This is a genomic window from Mangrovimonas spongiae (genome assembly GCF_003944795.1).
Taxonomy (GTDB): Bacteria; Bacteroidota; Bacteroidia; order Flavobacteriales; family Flavobacteriaceae; genus Mangrovimonas; species Mangrovimonas spongiae.
Map to the genome: position 1 here is coordinate 14,394 of NZ_RWBG01000006.1, position 17,778 is coordinate 32,171.

A 17,778-nucleotide genomic window follows, 5' to 3' on the forward strand; every position below is an offset into this window, starting at 1 on the left:
ATAACCTAATCTTATTTTGCTAAAAACTAAACTATTACCCCATTGATTTTTGGGCATCTTGAATTATGGTAAGAATTTTATGTAATTGCTCTTCTTGGGTAAGTGATGAGTTGTCTATTTCTATAGCATCATTGGCTTTAATTAAAGGCGAATCAGCTCTGTGAGAATCTATATAATCGCGTTCTTTTACATTTTTTAAAACATCTTCAAACACTACTTGATCACCTCGGTTAACTAATTCATCAAATCGCCTTTGTGCTCGAACTTCGGCAGACGCTGTCATGAAAATTTTAACTTCAGCATTAGGAAATACAACAGTTCCTATATCACGTCCGTCCATAACCACACCTTTATCTTCGCCCATTTTGCGCTGTTGCTTCACTAATTGATAACGAACTTCTGGAACGGCTGCTACTTGACTTACAAAAGATGAAACGTTTAACGTACGTATGTCTTTTTCTACGTTTTTATTGTTTAAATAGACTTCTGAAAATCCTAAATCGCTATTAAATTTAAATTGAATACGAAGTTTGTGAAGATTTTCTACTAATGTATTTACATTAAAAGCTTCTTTAGTAATAAAACCATTTTGCATAGCAAAAAGTGTAACTGCTCTATACATAGCGCCACTATCTACATAGGTATATCCTAAATGTGATGCTATTTGTTTGGCGACTGTACTTTTCCCTGTTGAAGAATGTCCATCTATTGCTATTGTAATTTTTTTCATCGGCCACTTAAATCTATTTGCATACCAAAAAAGTTTGCGTTCGAGGCGCTTGTATAACGTGCATGTGTGTAACTAAACCTAAACTTACCAAACTTTAGTCCTACACCTGCCGATATTCCAGAGAAGTTTCTTTGATCTACAATACGCAACTCCTCGCCTCTTCTAAAGTTATATCCTAAACGAATATTAAAACCGCCTTTAGGAAATAATTCTGCACCTATAATAGTATGTCTTAACACATTTCCAAAAAAACTTACTTCATCCTGAGTTTGATTACCCTCTAAATCGGTTTCAGCGCGTGCTGGATTGGCCACACCAATGGGCCATTTTTGTAAGTTTTCGAATGTTAAATGCCAGCGTAATGGGACATTTTCCAAGGTTTGCGACATACCAAATGCAATTTCTAATGGTAATGGTTCGTTTTGCCCGGCATATGTGGTTATTTGAAACCCGGCATTTCTAACAACCAAAGAAGCTTGAAACTCGATATCTTCATTTATATAAAGTAATCCAGCATCTAATGCGGCACCAAAAGAATTATATTGTTCTAGCTTAGAAGTAATAAGCTTTACATTGCCTCCTAAATAAAAGTCTGAATATCCTATTTGACGTGCATAACCTACAGATATTGCAGCTTCATTTCCTGTAAATGTATTGGTAGCGTTACCATATTCATCGTATCCATCAAACTTACCATAGTTAATATAATTTACACCTATGTGTAATGTTTGTGTACGCCTATCCCATGTGTAAGCATAGGCTGCTGTGCCATAATTTATGTCGCCTAAATAACTGGTGTAATTTACCGCTAATTGGTTATCCATCTCAACATTAATAGTTGACGGATTATAAAGTGCTTGGGTAACATCGTAATCTACATTAGTTAATACCTTCCCCCCTAAAGCTGCTTGTCGTGGCGACGACACCAAGTTTAAAAACTGGTAGGTAGTTTCTCCACCAACTTGCGCACTAGCTACAAAGTTAAATAGCAATGAAAAAAGTAAAAAGGTTATTTTTCTTGACATAAAGCTGCAAAATAACTAAATCTATCTTAAAACGACAGTATGTTTAATTTATTTTTATGTCATAAAAAAACCCCGAAAAATTTCGGGGTTTTGTATTATAGTTTTTTGGCGTTCTTGACCTTAGTATTTGTTAAAGCAATGTTGATTACTTCACTCATATCGGAAACATAGTGAAAGGTTAATCCTTTAAGATATTCTTCTTTAATTTCATCTATATCTCTTTTATTGTCTTCACAAAGAATAATTTCTTTAATTCTAGCACGTTTAGCTGCTAAAATCTTTTCTTTTATTCCGCCAACAGGAAGTACTTTTCCTCGTAATGTTATTTCTCCTGTCATGGCTAAGTTTTTCTTTACTTTGCGTTGTGTGAATAGCGATACTAACGAAGTTAACATAGTAATTCCTGCACTTGGTCCATCTTTAGGAGTTGCCCCTTCTGGTACGTGAATATGAACATTATAATTATCGAATACCTCTGGATTTATACCAAATGTTTTTGCATTGGACTTAATATACTCCATAGCAATGGTTGCCGACTCTTTCATCACCTTACCAAGATTTCCAGTAATACTTAAATTACCTTTTCCTTTTGAAAGGATAGATTCGATAAATAAAATATCGCCTCCTACTCTTGTCCACGCTAAACCTGTTACTACACCAGCGACATTATTATTTTCGTATTTATCACGCTCTAGTTTAGGAGCGCCAAGAACGTCAATAACATCATCGTTAGTAACTTTTATATTATAGTCTTCTTCCATAGCTATATTTTTGGCGGCATGACGCACCATTTTAGCTATTTGTTTATTTAAACCACGAACACCAGATTCTCGGGTATAGCCTTCTACAATTTTTTCTAATTGCGGTTTACCAATTTTTAAGTTATTGGTATTTAAACCATGTTCTTTTAATTGATCTGGCAATAAATGTCTTTTTGCGATTTCTACTTTTTCTTCAATAGTATATCCTGTAACATTAATAACTTCCATTCTGTCACGTAATGCTGGCTGAATTGTAGACAAGCTATTACATGTTGCTATGAACATTACTTTAGATAAATCGAAGCCCATTTCTAAGAAGTTATCATGAAACTCGCTATTTTGTTCTGGGTCTAGAACTTCTAACATTGCCGATGATGGATCACCTTGATGCGAACTTGCCAGTTTATCTATTTCATCTAATACAAATACAGGGTTTGACGTTCCTGCCTTTTTTAAATTCTGAATGATACGACCTGGCATAGCTCCAATGTAAGTTTTTCTATGACCGCGTATTTCGGCTTCATCGCGTAAACCACCTAAGGACATACGTACATATTCTCTGCCTAAGGCTTCGGCAATAGATTTTCCTAGAGAGGTTTTACCAACTCCTGGAGGGCCGTATAAACAAAGAATAGGCGATTTCATGTCGTTACGCAGCTTAAGTACGGCTAAATACTCTATAATACGGCGTTTCACATCGTCTAATCCATAATGGTCACGATCTAAAATTTTCTTAGCACGTTTTAAATCGAATTTATCCTTGCTAAATTCATTCCAAGGAAGCTCTAGAAATAAGTCTAGATAATTACGCTGGATTGAGTATTCTGCAACTTGCGGGTTCATGCGTTGCATTTTAGCTATTTCTTTTTCAAAATGCTTAGCTACTTTCTCGTCCCATTGTTTGCTTTTTGCACGCTCTTTCATTTCTTCCAACTCCTGATCGTGGCTTACACCTCCCAATTCTTCTTGAATGGTTTTCATTTGCTGGTGAAGGAAATATTCGCGTTGCTGTTGGCTCATGTCGTTTTGAACCTTAAGCTGAATATCGTTTTTAAGCTCCAGTTTTTGGAACTCTATGTTCATATACTTTAAGGTTTCGAGAGAGCGATCTTTTAAATGATTTATCTCAAGTAACTTTTGCTTATCCTTAACATCTAAATTCATATTAGACGATACAAAGTTTACCAAAAAGGAGTTACTTTGAATGTTTTTAATGGCAAACGAAGCTTCGGTAGGAATGTTTGGACTGTCTTTTATAATTTGTAACGCCAAATCTTTAATCGAGTCTATAATGGCTCCAAACTCTTCGCTAGCTGGTTCTGGCTTTTCTTCTTTAACATCGCTTACAGTTGCTGTCATGTAAGGTTCTTCTGTTAAAACCTCATCTATTTTAAAGCGTTTTTTTCCTTGTATAATAACAGTGACATTGCCATCTGGCATTTTTAGTACTCGTAATATACGTGCTACAGTACCTGTTTTATAAATATCGGTTGGCGAAGGATTTTCTACCTCTTCATCTTTTTGTGCAACAACACCAATTACTTTGCTTCCGGAATTGGCATCGTTAATTAACTTTATAGATTTATCTCTACCGGCAGTTATTGGTATAACCACCCCTGGAAATAACACCGTGTTTCGTAACGATAGTATAGGTAAAGTTTCTGGTAGATCTTCTTTGTTAATTTCTTCTTCGTCTTCTGGAGTCATTAACGGAATTAACTCGGCATTCTCGTCAAATTCTTGCAATGACAAACTGTCAAGACTTAAAAAACTTGTTTTCTTCATAGTAATATTTGAGCCATTCTGTCATAATTAATACAATATAACAGAAATCTATTGCTTATTTTTAAATTAAAAAATCAAATGTCTCTTTGTTTTTCAAGCATTTAAGCTAATAACCAAGATACATTTGCTACCTATACCGACAATTAATATGCCACGAATTATTTTTTTCAAGATAACTGTAACAAACTAAAAAATATGCTATCTATATAACAGCAAAACGTTTTAATTGACACTAACCCATCAAAATATCGAACAGCTTATTAAGCTTTGTAAAGTAGGTAACCAACTTGCGCAACTGGAAATCTACAATAGGTACCACAAGGCTATGTATAATATAAGTTACAGGATTGTAAAAAATGATTATGTTGCTGAAGACATCATGCAAGATGCTTTTTTAACAGCATTTACAAAACTTAACAGCTTAAACGATATAAACACATTTGGTGCTTGGTTAAAACGTATTGTAGTCAACAAAAGTATTTATCATTTTAATAAAAATAATAAATATCAAAACGTTCCTTTTGATGATGTTGCTTTTAAAATTGAAGAAGACTCAAGTATAAATAATAATACCGAGAACTTTACACAACTAAAAGCTAAGGAAATTCTTAAAACTATGAATTCGCTTAAAGAAAATTATAGAATTGCCTTAACCCTACATTTAATTGAAGGATACGATTACGAAGAAATATGTGATATTATGAATTTGTCTTATGCTAATTGCAGAACAACTATTTCTAGAGCAAAAACTAGTTTAAGACAGAAGTTAGAACCTATGGTTAATTAATTTTAGAGCTTATGAAAGACGATATAGAACAAATATTTAATGGCTTAAAAGGTGATTTTGATATAGAATCTCCTAGAACAGGACACGAGAAAAGGTTTATAAATAAGCTTCAACAACAAGAGCAAGACACCCCTAAAAAGATAACGTTTTTATGGAAACCTTTCGTTAGTATAGCTGCAATTATAGCCATAGTTTTTACTCTAGGAATACTTAATACCACTACACACGAAACGGCTTCTTTAGCCAATGTGTCTCCAGAAATGGCACAAGCCGAAAGTTTTTTCACCTCAACGATTACTGCTGAGTTAAAAAAACTAAATCAAGCTAAAAACCCAGAAACCAAATTGGTTATTAAAGACGCCATGCTTCAACTTAATAAACTAGAGCATGAGTACGAAAAACTAAAAACGGATTTGGTAAAAAGTGGTCAAGACCAACGCGTTATTTATGCCATGATATCCAATTTTCAAAGTAGAATTGACATTTTACAAAATACTCTAAAACAAATAGACTTACAAAATCAATTAAAAAACACAGATTATGACACCAATAACACATTTTAAAACATTTCTTGTTTTTCTGTTTATTCCAGTATTTTCATTTGCAACAGTAAACGATAAGCATGAGAGAGAAAAAACAATAAAACGTAGCTTTAATGTTAATGCTAATGCCGAGTTACATATTGATAATAGTTACGGAAACTTAAACATCGTCACGTGGAACGAAAATAAAATAACTATTGAAGTTACTATAAAAACAAGTGGCGATAATGAAGAAAAAGTTCAAAAAAAGCTAGATAATATTACGGTTGAATTTGATAATTCTGCAAACCATGTTTCAGCAAAAACAATTTTCAATAAACTCAAGAGCAGTTGGTGGAATTGGGGCGGAAATAGCAACATAAACATGCAGGTTAACTACCTTGTAAAAATGCCCATAACAAACGCTGTAAACTTAAGTAACGACTATGGTAACGTCAATTTAGATAAACTAGAAGGTCGCGCAGTAATTAACTGCGATTATGGTAAAATAACCACCAAAGAATTACTAGCCGATAACAATAGCTTTAATTTTGATTACACCAAAGGCTGCTATTTCGATTACATAAAAAGCGGTAGTATAAATGCCGATTACAGCGATTTTACTATTTCAAAAGTTGAAAATATTACTATAAATGCCGATTATACAAATACTGAAATTGAACTTGCCGAAAACGTTCATTATAATTGCGATTATGGTACCGTAAAAATTGATCAAGTAAATAATATTGAAGGCAATGGCGACTACCTTACAGTTATTGTTGGCGATGTATATAAAAATGCTTCTATTAAAGCCGATTATGGCTCAATAAAAATAGATAACATCACTAAAAATGCCGAAAACATTACTATAGAGTCAGATTACACAGGCATAAAAATAGGGTACGATGCTAATTATAACTTTAACTTTGATTTTGATTTGTCCTATGCATCTCTAAGTAGTGACAACACATTACAATTTTCTTTAAAAGATAAAGATGGTAGCGATAAAACCTATAAAGGTTATTATGGAAAAAGTAATTCTGGAAATAGTATAACTATTACTTCAGATTATGGGAGTGTTACTTTAAAAAGAAAGTAAACAAAAAAGCCTCTCGAAACTGAGAGGCTTTTTTTATTATTTAAAGGTTAGCTTACAACCTATTTAAAACTGTTGTTGAATTAACTATAGTTATTGTTTCTGCGCCATTATTTGTTTCCACTTCTTGCGTATCTTGCGTCATAGTAAGTGTTTGCCCACCATTAGAAAATGAATATTGTGCTGTTTGCGGACCTCCAAATTCAGACATATCTACACCATCAAAATTAAAATCAAAAAAAGTACCATCAGTCGTCATTGTGTTTCCATCTGTTGTATAAGTTCCAAAACCTGTCACATCGGTATATGTTTGCGACATCGTCTGCGTTGGTTGTCCATCCATTAAAACAGTTAATTCCATGTTGTAATTACCATTAGTTTCAAAAGTACTTTCGGTAAAAGTTACAATATAATCCATTTCTACACCTTCAACTTCAAAACCAGTAGAAAAGACTTGTCCCATCATATCAATTTCGTTAGCAGTAGTTGCTTCAAAAGAAACAATTTCCCAGTCACCAATTAAATCAGCTGGATTTGCCGATCCACCACCGCCACCTGTTTCTCCAGTATTATTACCAAAATCACCATCTAATGGTTCGTTATCACAAGCACTTAATGCTAAAAGTGATACAAAAAGTAACGTTATCTTTTTAAAATTTTTCATAATAGATTTAAGTTTATTTAGACAAACATAATAATTTTTAATCAACTTCCCTTTTTTGAGTTTTTAATACACGAAATAACAATATAATGCCTAGCAAGAAAAAGATGAATAAGAATACAATAGCATTACGCATGCTTCCAGTAACTTGATCTATGGTGCCATAAATAACCATACCTATCACAATACCAACTTTCTCAGAAACATCGAAAAAACTAAAATACGATGTCGTGTCTTTTGTTTCTGGTAAAAACTTAGAGTAAGTAGACCGTGATAAAGACTGAATACCTCCCATAACCAAACCAACAAAAGAGGCAGTTATATAAAATTCTACAGGTTTTGTAACAAAGTATGCAGCAAAACACATAGCCATCCAAATAAAGTTAACAGCAATTAATGTTTTTATATTTCCTATTTTTTCTGAAACTCTCGAGGTTAACACAGCACCTAATATAGCAACTACTTGTATAACCAAAATACTAATAATTAATCCCATGGTTTTTTCCTGCTCTGTTCCCCAAGCTATTTCTTGCTCGCCAAAATAGGTAGCCACCAACATAATCGTTTGCACCGCCATACTATATACAAAAAAAGCATACAAATAACGCTTTAGAATAATATTTTGTTTTAAAGCTTGCCAAACCGTATTAAGCTCTTTAAAGCCATTCATTAATACATGCTTTGTAACTTTTCTTCCTGTTGAAACCCCTTTGGGCAAAATATAGAATGTATATTGACTAAATAATACCCACCACAAACCAACCGTTATAAACGAATAGCGCATAGCTTTTACGGCAGTTTCTTCTGCTGTTCCTGTTATACCAAACTGTTCAGGATACATCACCATGGCTAAATTAATTAGAAGCAATAATACACTTCCTATATATCCCATTGAAAACCCTTTAGCACTCACACGATCTTGCTGTTCTGGAAAAGCAATGTCTGGCAAATACGAATTATAAAATACCAAGCTTGCCCAATACCCTATTAAGCCAAAAAAGTAAAACAGTAAACTTAAGTATATATAATCTAAACTAAACCAATTTAAACCAATACAACCTATTCCACCTAAATAACAGAAAAATTTCATAAAGGCTTTTTTATTACCCAGATAATCGGCAACACCGGATAATATTGGAGAAATAAATGCAACAACTAAAAACGCAAAGGCTGTAACAAACGAAATAAGCGCTGTGTTTTTTATTTCAAAGCCAAAGGCTTGGACTTTATTACCATCAATAAAATTTAAAGTCCCATAAAAAATGGGAAAAATAGTTGATGCTATGGTAAGGGTATACACCGAATTTGCCCAATCGTAAAACGCCCATGCGTTAAGAAGTTTTTTACTTCCTTTTTCAAATTTCTCCATAAAAAAGCTGCTTTTTTTAAGCAGCTTCTAAAGTAAGTATTTATTTTTTATTTCGGTTTTTAAAACTTTGAAATTGGCCTAAATGTATTTATTCCAAACTTTTTTGCTTCTGCTTTTGCCTGTGGCGCTAAAGCATTTAAATTATCTATTCTTGAATCGTTAGATGGGTGTGTGCTCAACATTTCTGGCGGTGCTTCTCCACCACTGGCTGCTTTCATACGTACCCATAAATTAGCTGCTTCATCTGGATTATAACCCGCTATAGCCATTAAATACAAACCTATTTTATCAGCTTCGGTCTCATGTGCTCTACTAAAAGGCAACATGCCTCCTACCTGAGTTCCTATACCATAAGCTTGGTTATAAAGCTCTACGTTTTCATCGTCTTGTAAAGCTACATTAAGTCCAATAGCACCAACTTGCTGTAACATACCTGCACTCATACGTTGCTGTCCGTGATTTGCTAAGGCATGGGCAACTTCATGCCCCATAATAGCGGCAACCCCTGTTTCACTTTCGGCAATAGGTAAAATTCCTGTATAAAAAACAATTTTTCCACCAGGCATACACCAAGCATTTACAGTTTTATCATCAATTAAATTATATTCCCATTGGTAATCACTTAAATACCCTTGATGCCCATTAGCATTAAGCCAACGTTCGGCTGCAACAGCAATTCTTTGTCCTACACGTTTAATCATTTCTGCTCTAGCGGTTCCTGTTTCTACATCACTTTCTGCAAGCACTTGATTGTATTGCTGAAAAGATGCTGGGAACAAAGCACTATTTTCTGTACCTGGCAATGCCATAGTTTGTTTTCCAGTAAATGGATTTGTCGCACAAGACAATAATACCCCAGTAGCTATTACTGCAGCTATTTTACTTTTTAATTTCATAAGTTAGTGTTTTAATATCTCTAATTAAAAATACAAAAATCGTTCCTAAAAAAACAACAATCAAAAAAGAATTGATTTATTTTTATTATCCTCTACCTAACAACATATTAATTTTAACATAGTACTTTGTTATTTAAGTGAATTGTCTCCGACAAAACAAAAAACGCAAATTGATTATGATGAAACGTGCTACTATGTTAACCATTTTAATTATCTTTTTATCTTTAATAAGCTGTCACAGTCAAAATAAACCTATGGATTCAAATAAGAAAACAACATACAACGTTAATAAAACAGATGAAGAATGGCGCAACATTTTAACCGATGAAGAATACCGTATTTTAAGAGAAAAAGGTACCGAGCGTCCGCATACCGGAAAATATAACCTGCATTTTGAAAAAGGAAACTACAACTGTGCTGCTTGTGGGCAAACCTTGTTTGATAGCAATACCAAATTTGATGCCCACTGTGGGTGGCCTAGTTTTGACGATGCTCTTGAAGGCACTATAACCTATGTAGAAGATCGCTCTCTAGGTATGGTAAGAACCGAAATTTTGTGTAGTAATTGCGGAAGCCATTTAGGTCATGTGTTTAAAGATGGCCCAACAGACACAGGGTTGCGCTACTGTGTTAATTCGGTGAGTTTAGATTTTGAAAGTAAAACCAAACAAAATTCGGAAGATTAACGGGTTCTGTTTTTATACTTAAACGGCCGAATAATTAATCGTGCTTCACGGTCAAACCTAATATAGTTGTATACCCAGTTTATAAAAACTACAGCTCTATTTCTAAAGCCAATTAAAAAGTATAAATGCACAAACATCCATACAAACCAAGCAAAACTTCCTTGAAATTTCCAACGCTCTAAGTCTACAACCGCTTTATTTCTACCTACTGTTGCCATAGCGCCTTTATCTTTATATTTAAAGGGAACCATTGTTTTTCCCTCTAATAATCGTACAAGGTTTTTCCCTAATTGCTCCCCTTGCTGAATGGCTGGTTGTGCCATCATAGGAAATCCGTTTGGATAATTTTTAGTTTCCATGCTAGCAATATCGCCTACGGCAAAAATATTGTCCAATCCGTTTACTTTATTAAATTCATCTACAACTACTCTATTTCCTCTAGTAGTAAACTTCTCGGCATCTAACCCTTTTATGTTAGCACCTTTAACACCTGCAGCCCAAATCATGGTTGCTGTTTCAAAAACCACATCGGTATTTGTAGTAACCACGTTACCATTATATGTATTAACACGTAGGTTTTTCCATATATTAACACCTAATTCTTCTAAAAAAGCTTCTGCCTTTTTAGAGGCTTTTTCGCTCATTTGCTTTAATACACGATCGCCAGACTGCACTAAATTTATTTGCACACGTCTGGTATCTAAATCAGGATAATCTTTAGGTAAAATCCCTTTTTTTATTTCAGCTAGAGCACCTGCTAGTTCAACACCCGTTGGTCCTGCGCCAACAATAACAAAATTCATGAGTTTGTCGCGTTCTTTTAAATCGGAAGTCAACAAAGCATCTTCAAAATTCTCTAATATTAAACTACGTAAATTTAACGACTGTGGTATGGTTTTCATAGCCATAGCGTTTTGTTTAATCTCGGTATTTCCAAAGAAATTGGTTTTCGACCCTGTTGCTACTACTAAATAATCGTATTTAATATCACCTATATTAGTTACTATAGTGTTAGCATCTGTATTAACCGCTTCTACATTAGCTAACCTAAATAATATATTCGGGAAGTTTTTAAGAATTTTTCGCAACGGATACGCAATAGAATCGGGCTCTAAACCTCCAGTAGACACTTGGTATAACAAGGGCTGAAACGTATGATAGTTATGCTTATCTAACAACACGACTTGCGCTTCTTGCTTAGACAATTGTTTCGCTAAAGAAACACCTGCAAATCCGCCTCCAATAATAACAATACGCGGACAGCTTAAACGAGGTATATTCATATGTGTATACTTTCAATACAAAGGTATTATTTTTTTTACAGCTAAATTCATATTTCGGTTTAGGTTTCGTAAATTCGTAGCTTGAAAAATTAGACAAAATAAATTCTCATGAGTAAATACGATATTATTGTTCTAGGAAGTGGCCCAGGAGGCTACGTTACTGCTATTAGAGCATCTCAACTAGGTTTTAAAACGGCTATTGTAGAAAAAGAAAGCCTTGGTGGTGTTTGTTTAAATTGGGGATGTATTCCAACAAAAGCCTTGTTGAAATCTGCTCAAGTATTTGAATATCTTAAACATGCCGAAGATTACGGCCTTTCTGTAAAAGAAGCCGATAAAGACTTTGATGCTGTAGTAAAACGCAGTCGTGGTGTTGCCGAAGGCATGAGTAAAGGTGTGCAATTCCTTATGAAAAAGAACAAAATAGACGTAATTGAAGGCTTTGGAAAACTTAAACCTGGTAAAAAGGTAGAAGTTGATGGTAAAGACTACAGTGCAGACCATATTATTATTGCAACTGGAGCACGCTCTCGTGAATTACCAAGCTTACCTCAAGATGGTGAAAAAGTAATTGGATACCGCGAAGCTATGACGCTTAAAAAACAACCTAAGAAAATGATTGTAGTGGGTTCTGGCGCCATTGGTGTAGAGTTTGCTTACTTCTATAACTCTATGGGAACCGATGTAACTATTGTTGAGTATTTACCAAATGTTGTTCCTGTTGAAGATGAAGACGTTTCAAAACAATTAGAACGTAGCTTTAAGAAAAATGGTATTAAAATCATGACTTCTGCCGAAGTTACTAACGTAGATACCTCTGGAAAAGGTGTAAAAGCAACGGTAAAAACTAAAAAAGGCGAAGAAGTGCTTGAGGCCGATGTGGTTCTTTCTGCTGTTGGTATTAAAACCAATATAGAAAACATAGGACTAGAAGATGTTGGTATTGTAGTTGATCGTGATAAAATTTTAGTAAACGATTACTACCAAACCAACATTCCTGGTTATTATGCCATTGGCGATGTTACTCCAGGACAAGCTTTAGCTCACGTCGCATCTGCTGAAGGTATTCTTTGTGTTGAAAAAATTGCTAACATGCACGTAGAAGCTTTAGACTATGGTAACATTCCAGGTTGTACCTACTGCTCTCCAGAAATTGCCTCTGTTGGATTAACCGAAAAAGCTGCCAAAGAAGAAGGTTACGATATTAAAGTTGGTAAATTCCCATTCTCAGCATCAGGTAAAGCTAGTGCTGGCGGAAACAAAGATGGGTTTGTAAAAGTTATTTTCGATGCTAAATATGGTGAATGGTTAGGTTGCCACATGATTGGAGCTGGCGTTACCGATATGATTGCCGAAGCTGTTTTAGGTAGAAAATTAGAAACTACAGGACACGAAGTTTTAAAAGCCGTACATCCGCACCCTACCATGAGTGAAGCCGTTATGGAAGCTGTTGCCGATGCTTATGATGAAGTTATTCATTTATAGATATTCTAGATATTTAGATATAAAAAAGTTCCGAGTTAATCGGAACTTTTTTGTTTTTATAACTTTTCTCAATATCTATTATTCTAAATAAAACTCTGAATAGCCAATTCGTAACTTTGCAACCCAAATCCTACAATAACACCTTTTGCATGTGGTGATACGTACGATTTATGCCTAAACTCTTCCCTATCAAACGTATTCGAAATATGTACTTCTACTACAGGTGTTTCTATAGCCGCTACAGCATCACCAATACCAACCGATGTATGCGTATAAGCCGCAGCATTTAATATAATACCATCGTAAGTTCCAAAACCAGCTTGGTGTAATTTATTAATCAATTCGCCTTCTACATTAGATTGATAATGCTCTAAAGTGATTTCTGAATACTTACTTTGTATTTGCTCAAAAAACTCATTAAACGTTAAACTGCCATAAATATTAGGTTCGCGTTTCCCTAATAAGTTTAAATTGGGGCCGTTTATAATAATGATTTTCTTCATAATGTAAATGTATAAAAAAAGAGCAGAAAACCTCTGCCCTTTTAAATATGTATTCGTTAAGTATATATTAGAAGCTAAACATAGCACCTACACTTAATATACCATAGTTCCAGTCAACGCTACTACGATAAACATTTGATCCGTTATAATATACATTATCGTAACTTGACCTTACACCTCTATAAGACGCGTTTAATTGAATCATATCGTTTATGTTATACCCAAACATTGGGCGGTAGTAAAAGCCACCATCGTTGCCATCGTTAATTCCTAAAGCGTACCCTAAGTCTAACCCAACAGTGAACATCTCGTTAATATAAAAACGTCCTGCTCCCGCAATAGGGATAAATTGGGTATCATCATAGTCTAAACCATAATAAGTATCTCCAAAAGAATGCGAATATCCTGTTGCTGGACCTACACTAAATTTCTCATTAATGGCAAATTGATATGTCACATCAAATCCAGCAGAAAAGGTTGCTACATCACCGCCATCGGAAACAGGTAACCCAATAAATGGCCCAACACTAATACCTTCTTGGGCATTCATTCCTAAAGTTAAAGCTAAAACAGCGATAACCGATAAAAACACTTTTTTCATAATAGTTAAGTTTTTAAATTGATTAATACGGAGGTAATTTAGTAAAAATTTTAGACTTCGCCATATCAAGCCATAAAATAGCTTGGTATATAAAAACAAAAAGCCGAAGCAGTTGCTTCGGCTCTAATTGTATATTATACAATATCTTAATCTTAGAACATGTATCCTACAGAAAGCTGGATTACACCATTAGAGATATTATTATCATCAGAATTAGGACCATCATATACATTTGATAGACCTAAGTTATAACGACCATTAAAAAATAGTCCCATATCCATTTTGTAACCTAATCCAAAGTTAATACCAAAATCGATAGTACTTAAATCGTCTATATCAGCTGATTCTGATTCTCCATTAAATTCTGCTTTTGCTTTAGAATCTACTAAGAAACCTACTTGTGGACCAGCCTCAATACTAAATCCTTCTATAGGGAAAAATTTGGCCATTACAGGAACGTTAATATAACTTAAATTGTATTTAAGTTCTAAATCACCATCTTCCCATTTTGTACCTTGAGTAGAGAACAATAATTCAGGCTGTAAAGCAAATTTATCATTAAATTTAATTTCAGCAACACCACCAACATGAAATCCTACTTTCATATCGTTGTCTTCTACATCACCATTTAAGGTTGCAAAGTTAACACCAGCTTTAGCTCCAAAGCTAAATTCTTGTGCCATAACACCAGTAAATCCAAATACTGCAATTGCAGCAGATAAAATTAATTTTTTCATAATTGTTTAAGTTTTTTAAATTGGTGCTGCAAACTAAATACTTTTTTTTTAATTATTAACAATCAAATTTATAAATAATTAACCATAAAAATATAAAATACTGAAAATCAGATATTTATTTAAAAATAAATGTTCTTTAAATTGTTAAAAACTTAAAAATCAAACGCTTAAAATGTAATTTTACTTATTAATTATGACGTGGAACCAAGCCATAAAAGATTATAAACTGTATTTAAAAATAGAACGTGGGTTATCTAATAACTCTATTGTTAATTATGGTTTGGATGTTGAAAAGCTAGTCAACTACCTAGACAACAATAACATAATAATCTCACCTATACAAATAGAGAGCGAAACCATTCAAGGTTTTATTTATCAATCGGCTAAATCGGTTAACGCAAGGTCACAATCGCGTTTAATTTCTGGATTACGAGGCTTTTTTAATTATTTAATTTTTGAAGATTACAGAACAACCAATCCGTTAGAGCTTATCGAATCACCTAAAATTGGCAGAAAACTACCTAATACGCTCTCTGAAGACGAGATAAATCAATTAATTGCTGCTATAGATTTAAGCAAACCCGAAGGCGAACGTAACCGCGCAATGTTAGAAACCTTATATAGTTGTGGCCTGCGTGTAAGCGAATTAACTGGTTTAAAGCTATCGGATTTATTTTTTGATGAAGGCTTTATAAAAGTTACTGGGAAAGGCGATAAACAACGTTTTGTACCTATTGTTCCCTCTACGCAAAAATATATTACAATATATAGAAAAGAGGTAAGATCTCATCAAAAAATACAACCTAGCTTTGAAGACACCTTATTTTTAAACCGCCGTGGTAAACAGCTTACACGCGCCATGATTTTTACTATTATAAAACGATTGACGGAAAAAATAGGACTTAAAAAAAGTATCTCACCACATACGTTTAGACATTCGTTTGCCACACATTTACTGGAAAATGGTGCCGATTTACGAGCTATACAACAAATGTTGGGTCATGAAAGTATTACCACTACCGAAATTTATATGCATATAGAAAAAGGCCACTTACAGGATATTGTAGAAACGTTTCATCCAAGAAAATAAAAACCCGTTTAAAAAGTTGAATATGTGTGTCATTCTGAACTTGTTTCAGAATCCCTCTAGAAGATTACTAATCTTTATGAGAACCTGAAACAAGTTCAGGTTGACAAAAAGAACTTTTTAAGCGGATTTTATATGCTTTTACTTCGCGATATTGATAGCTCTTGTTTCACGAATTACTGTAATTTTTACTTGTCCTGGATACGTCATATCGGTTTGAATTTTTTGCGATATGTTAAATGATAATTCTGATGCTTTTTGGTCGTCTACTTTATCACTTTCTACAATAACACGTAATTCACGTCCCGCTTGAATAGCATAAGCTTTCTTTACGCCGTTAAATCCAAAGGCAATGTCTTCTAAGTCTTTTAAACGCTGAATATAGCTATCTAACACTTGACGTCTGGCTCCTGGTCTGGCTCCTGAAATAGCATCGCACACTTGAACTATTGGTGCTAGTAACGATTTCATTTCAATTTCGTCGTGATGCGCTCCAATAGCGTTACAAACGTCGGCTTTTTCACCATATTTTTCGGCCCATTGCATACCAAGGATAGCGTGTGGTGTTTCCATATCGGTTTCGGCATCTGGTACTTTCCCAATATCATGTAACAATCCGGCACGTTTTGCTAATTTAGGGTTTAAACCTAATTCGGCAGCCATAACGCCACATAGTTTTGCGACTTCTCGCGAGTGCTGTAATAGGTTTTGGCCGTAAGATGAACGATATTTCATACGTCCTACAGTTTTTACTAATTCCGGGTGTAGATTATGAATACCTAAATCTATGATAGTACGCTTACCTACTTCAATAATTTCTTGTTCTATTTGCTTTTTGGTCTTCTTTACCACTTCTTCAATTCTTGCAGGGTGAATTCTTCCGTCGGTAACTAATTTGTGTAGTGATAATCTAGCAATTTCACGTCTTACAGAATCGAAACAAGAAAGAATAATGGCTTCTGGAGTATCATCAACAATAATTTCTACACCAGTAGCGGCTTCAATAGCGCGAATGTTTCGACCTTCACGACCAATAATACGGCCTTTTACATCGTCCGATTCAATATTAAATACAGACACACAATTATCGATAGCTTCTTCTGTTCCTACACGCTGAATGGTATTAATAATAACTTTTTTGGCTTCTTGTTGTGCCGTAAGTTTTGCATCTTCTAAAGTAGATTGAATATAAGCCATAGCATCGTTTTTAGCTTCGCCTTTCAGCGATTCTACTAATTGTGTTTTGGCTTCATCGGCAGATAAACTAGAGATAACTTCTAGCTGTTGCACCTGACTTTTATGTAGTCTATCTATTTCTTCTTGTTTCTTGTCAAGAATTTCTAATCTATGGTTATAGTCCTTTATTTTATCTTCAAGACTTTGGTTAAGTTTTTTATTTTTTGAAAGCTCGCTTGATACTTGAGATTCTTTATCTCGTGTGCGTTTTTCGGCATCGGCCATTTTTTTATCGCGAGACATGATCACTTTTTCATGTTCGGATTTTAGTTCTATAAACTTTTCTTTGGCCTGAAGTATTTTGTCTTTTTTTATTGACTCGCCTTCGCTTTTGGCTTCTTTTACAATGCTTGCCGCTGTTTTTTCGGCTTCTGTTACAAGCTTTGATGCATTTTTCTTTTCAATGGTTTTGGCTATGATAAATCCTACGATTATACCTAGCAAAACACCTCCTACAAGTAATATAATTGGGTTGTCCATAATGGGTTTAGTTGTTTATATATATAAAAAAAGCCTACATCGATTTTGT

The 17,778-nt window shown here is 34.2% G+C and carries 17 protein-coding genes; 6 read left to right on the top strand and 11 right to left on the bottom strand.

Annotated elements, in window-relative coordinates; all coding sequences use genetic code 11:
• Window positions 1–34: 34 nt before the first annotated feature.
• The 3 genes from cmk to lon form a co-directional block, all read right to left on the bottom strand.
• A complete protein-coding gene (gene cmk, locus EJA19_RS12020) occupies window positions 35–730 on the bottom strand; it encodes a (d)CMP kinase (protein ID WP_125468627.1) in 696 nt (231 codons plus the stop codon).
• A complete protein-coding gene (porQ, locus tag EJA19_RS12025) occupies window positions 727–1,755 on the bottom strand; it encodes a type IX secretion system protein PorQ (protein ID WP_125468628.1) in 1,029 nt (342 codons plus the stop codon). The genes cmk and porQ overlap by 4 nt, the downstream gene beginning before the upstream one ends.
• A gap of 95 nt (window positions 1,756–1,850) precedes the next feature.
• Window positions 1,851–4,301: an endopeptidase La gene (gene lon / locus EJA19_RS12030; RefSeq protein ID WP_125468629.1), complete on the bottom strand. Its 2,451-nt coding sequence runs from the start codon at window positions 4,299–4,301 to the stop codon at window positions 1,851–1,853.
• A gap of 226 nt (window positions 4,302–4,527) precedes the next feature.
• Between lon and EJA19_RS12035 the strand changes: the two genes are divergently transcribed.
• Genes EJA19_RS12035 through EJA19_RS12045 form a run of 3 tightly spaced genes read left to right on the top strand, consistent with a single transcriptional unit; the run spans window position 4,528 to window position 6,708 of the window.
• Window positions 4,528–5,088 (top strand): RNA polymerase sigma factor, encoded by a 561-nt coding sequence (locus EJA19_RS12035; protein ID WP_125468630.1) that lies wholly within the window; start codon window positions 4,528–4,530, stop codon window positions 5,086–5,088.
• An 11-nt stretch (window positions 5,089–5,099) separates the two neighbouring features.
• Window positions 5,100–5,651, top strand: coding sequence for a hypothetical protein (locus EJA19_RS12040; RefSeq protein WP_125468631.1), 552 nt, complete (start codon window positions 5,100–5,102; stop codon window positions 5,649–5,651).
• Window positions 5,629–6,708 (top strand): DUF4097 family beta strand repeat-containing protein, encoded by a 1,080-nt coding sequence (locus EJA19_RS12045; protein WP_125468632.1) that lies wholly within the window; start codon window positions 5,629–5,631, stop codon window positions 6,706–6,708. Before EJA19_RS12040 ends, EJA19_RS12045 begins: the two co-directional genes overlap by 23 nt.
• Before the next feature lie 52 nt (window positions 6,709–6,760).
• Here EJA19_RS12045 and EJA19_RS12050 read toward each other — a convergent pair whose 3' ends face one another.
• From EJA19_RS12050 to EJA19_RS12060, 3 genes are read right to left on the bottom strand one after another with little or no spacing between them, the layout of a single operon-like run.
• Window positions 6,761–7,369: a hypothetical protein gene (locus tag EJA19_RS12050; protein ID WP_125468633.1), complete on the bottom strand. Its 609-nt coding sequence runs from the start codon at window positions 7,367–7,369 to the stop codon at window positions 6,761–6,763.
• Between the two features lie 37 nt (window positions 7,370–7,406).
• Window positions 7,407–8,735 carry an MFS transporter gene (locus EJA19_RS12055; protein WP_125468634.1) on the bottom strand — a complete coding sequence of 443 codons (1,329 nt, stop codon included), beginning with the start codon at window positions 8,733–8,735 and terminating at the stop codon, window positions 7,407–7,409.
• Between the two features lie 59 nt (window positions 8,736–8,794).
• Window positions 8,795–9,631 carry a M48 family metallopeptidase gene (locus tag EJA19_RS12060; protein ID WP_125468635.1) on the bottom strand — a complete coding sequence of 279 codons (837 nt, stop codon included), beginning with the start codon at window positions 9,629–9,631 and terminating at the stop codon, window positions 8,795–8,797.
• 179 nt (window positions 9,632–9,810) lie between these two features.
• On the opposite strand from EJA19_RS12060, the gene msrB reads away from it, so the two are divergent.
• A complete protein-coding gene (gene msrB, locus EJA19_RS12065; protein WP_317124829.1) occupies window positions 9,811–10,317 on the top strand; it encodes a peptide-methionine (R)-S-oxide reductase MsrB in 507 nt (168 codons plus the stop codon).
• Here msrB and EJA19_RS12070 read toward each other — a convergent pair.
• Window positions 10,314–11,600: an NAD(P)/FAD-dependent oxidoreductase gene (locus EJA19_RS12070; RefSeq protein WP_125468636.1), complete on the bottom strand. Its 1,287-nt coding sequence runs from the start codon at window positions 11,598–11,600 to the stop codon at window positions 10,314–10,316. The two genes, msrB and EJA19_RS12070, sit on opposite strands and share 4 nt — an antisense overlap.
• A gap of 108 nt (window positions 11,601–11,708) precedes the next feature.
• On the opposite strand from EJA19_RS12070, the gene lpdA reads away from it, so the two are divergent.
• Window positions 11,709–13,085 carry a dihydrolipoyl dehydrogenase gene (gene lpdA, locus EJA19_RS12075; protein WP_125468637.1) on the top strand — a complete coding sequence of 459 codons (1,377 nt, stop codon included), beginning with the start codon at window positions 11,709–11,711 and terminating at the stop codon, window positions 13,083–13,085.
• A gap of 83 nt (window positions 13,086–13,168) precedes the next feature.
• Here lpdA and aroQ read toward each other — a convergent pair whose 3' ends face one another.
• From aroQ to EJA19_RS12090, 3 genes are all read right to left on the bottom strand, one after another.
• Window positions 13,169–13,588 (bottom strand): type II 3-dehydroquinate dehydratase, encoded by a 420-nt coding sequence (gene aroQ / locus EJA19_RS12080; protein WP_125468638.1) that lies wholly within the window; start codon window positions 13,586–13,588, stop codon window positions 13,169–13,171.
• A 67-nt stretch (window positions 13,589–13,655) separates the two neighbouring features.
• Complete coding sequence (locus EJA19_RS12085) at window positions 13,656–14,189, bottom strand: hypothetical protein (RefSeq protein WP_125468639.1); 534 nt, start codon at window positions 14,187–14,189, stop codon at window positions 13,656–13,658.
• A gap of 152 nt (window positions 14,190–14,341) precedes the next feature.
• A complete protein-coding gene (locus tag EJA19_RS12090; RefSeq protein WP_125468640.1) occupies window positions 14,342–14,926 on the bottom strand; it encodes a porin family protein in 585 nt (194 codons plus the stop codon).
• A gap of 193 nt (window positions 14,927–15,119) precedes the next feature.
• On the opposite strand from EJA19_RS12090, the gene xerD reads away from it, so the two are divergent.
• Window positions 15,120–16,016, top strand: a complete 897-nt coding sequence (gene xerD / locus EJA19_RS12095) for a site-specific tyrosine recombinase XerD (RefSeq protein WP_125468641.1) — start codon at window positions 15,120–15,122, stop codon at window positions 16,014–16,016.
• Window positions 16,017–16,154: 138 nt separating this feature from the next.
• Here the strand turns inward: xerD and rny are convergent, their stop codons facing one another.
• Window positions 16,155–17,729, bottom strand: a complete 1,575-nt coding sequence (gene rny, locus EJA19_RS12100; RefSeq protein WP_125468642.1) for a ribonuclease Y — start codon at window positions 17,727–17,729, stop codon at window positions 16,155–16,157.
• Window positions 17,730–17,778 lie beyond the last annotated feature (49 nt).

Bases quoted from the DNA above. Each gene is read 5' to 3' on its own strand.
- lpdA (WP_125468637.1), top strand. From the start codon at position 11,709: ATGAGTAAATACGATATTATTGTTCTAGGAAGTGGCCCAGGAGGCTAC.
- msrB (WP_317124829.1), top strand. From the start codon at position 9,811: ATGAAACGTGCTACTATGTTAACCATTTTAATTATCTTTTTATCTTTA.
- xerD (WP_125468641.1), top strand. From the start codon at position 15,120: ATGACGTGGAACCAAGCCATAAAAGATTATAAACTGTATTTAAAAATA.
- EJA19_RS12085 (WP_125468639.1), bottom strand. From the start codon at position 14,189: ATGAAAAAAGTGTTTTTATCGGTTATCGCTGTTTTAGCTTTAACTTTA.
- EJA19_RS12050 (WP_125468633.1), bottom strand. From the start codon at position 7,369: ATGAAAAATTTTAAAAAGATAACGTTACTTTTTGTATCACTTTTAGCA.
- EJA19_RS12045 (WP_125468632.1), top strand. From the start codon at position 5,629: ATGACACCAATAACACATTTTAAAACATTTCTTGTTTTTCTGTTTATT.
- lon (WP_125468629.1), bottom strand. From the start codon at position 4,301: ATGAAGAAAACAAGTTTTTTAAGTCTTGACAGTTTGTCATTGCAAGAA.
- aroQ (WP_125468638.1), bottom strand. From the start codon at position 13,588: ATGAAGAAAATCATTATTATAAACGGCCCCAATTTAAACTTATTAGGG.
- EJA19_RS12090 (WP_125468640.1), bottom strand. From the start codon at position 14,926: ATGAAAAAATTAATTTTATCTGCTGCAATTGCAGTATTTGGATTTACT.
- EJA19_RS12070 (WP_125468636.1), bottom strand. From the start codon at position 11,600: ATGAATATACCTCGTTTAAGCTGTCCGCGTATTGTTATTATTGGAGGC.
- EJA19_RS12055 (WP_125468634.1), bottom strand. From the start codon at position 8,735: ATGGAGAAATTTGAAAAAGGAAGTAAAAAACTTCTTAACGCATGGGCG.
- rny (WP_125468642.1), bottom strand. From the start codon at position 17,729: ATGGACAACCCAATTATATTACTTGTAGGAGGTGTTTTGCTAGGTATA.
- porQ (WP_125468628.1), bottom strand. From the start codon at position 1,755: ATGTCAAGAAAAATAACCTTTTTACTTTTTTCATTGCTATTTAACTTT.
- cmk (WP_125468627.1), bottom strand. From the start codon at position 730: ATGAAAAAAATTACAATAGCAATAGATGGACATTCTTCAACAGGGAAA.
- EJA19_RS12040 (WP_125468631.1), top strand. From the start codon at position 5,100: ATGAAAGACGATATAGAACAAATATTTAATGGCTTAAAAGGTGATTTT.
- EJA19_RS12060 (WP_125468635.1), bottom strand. From the start codon at position 9,631: ATGAAATTAAAAAGTAAAATAGCTGCAGTAATAGCTACTGGGGTATTA.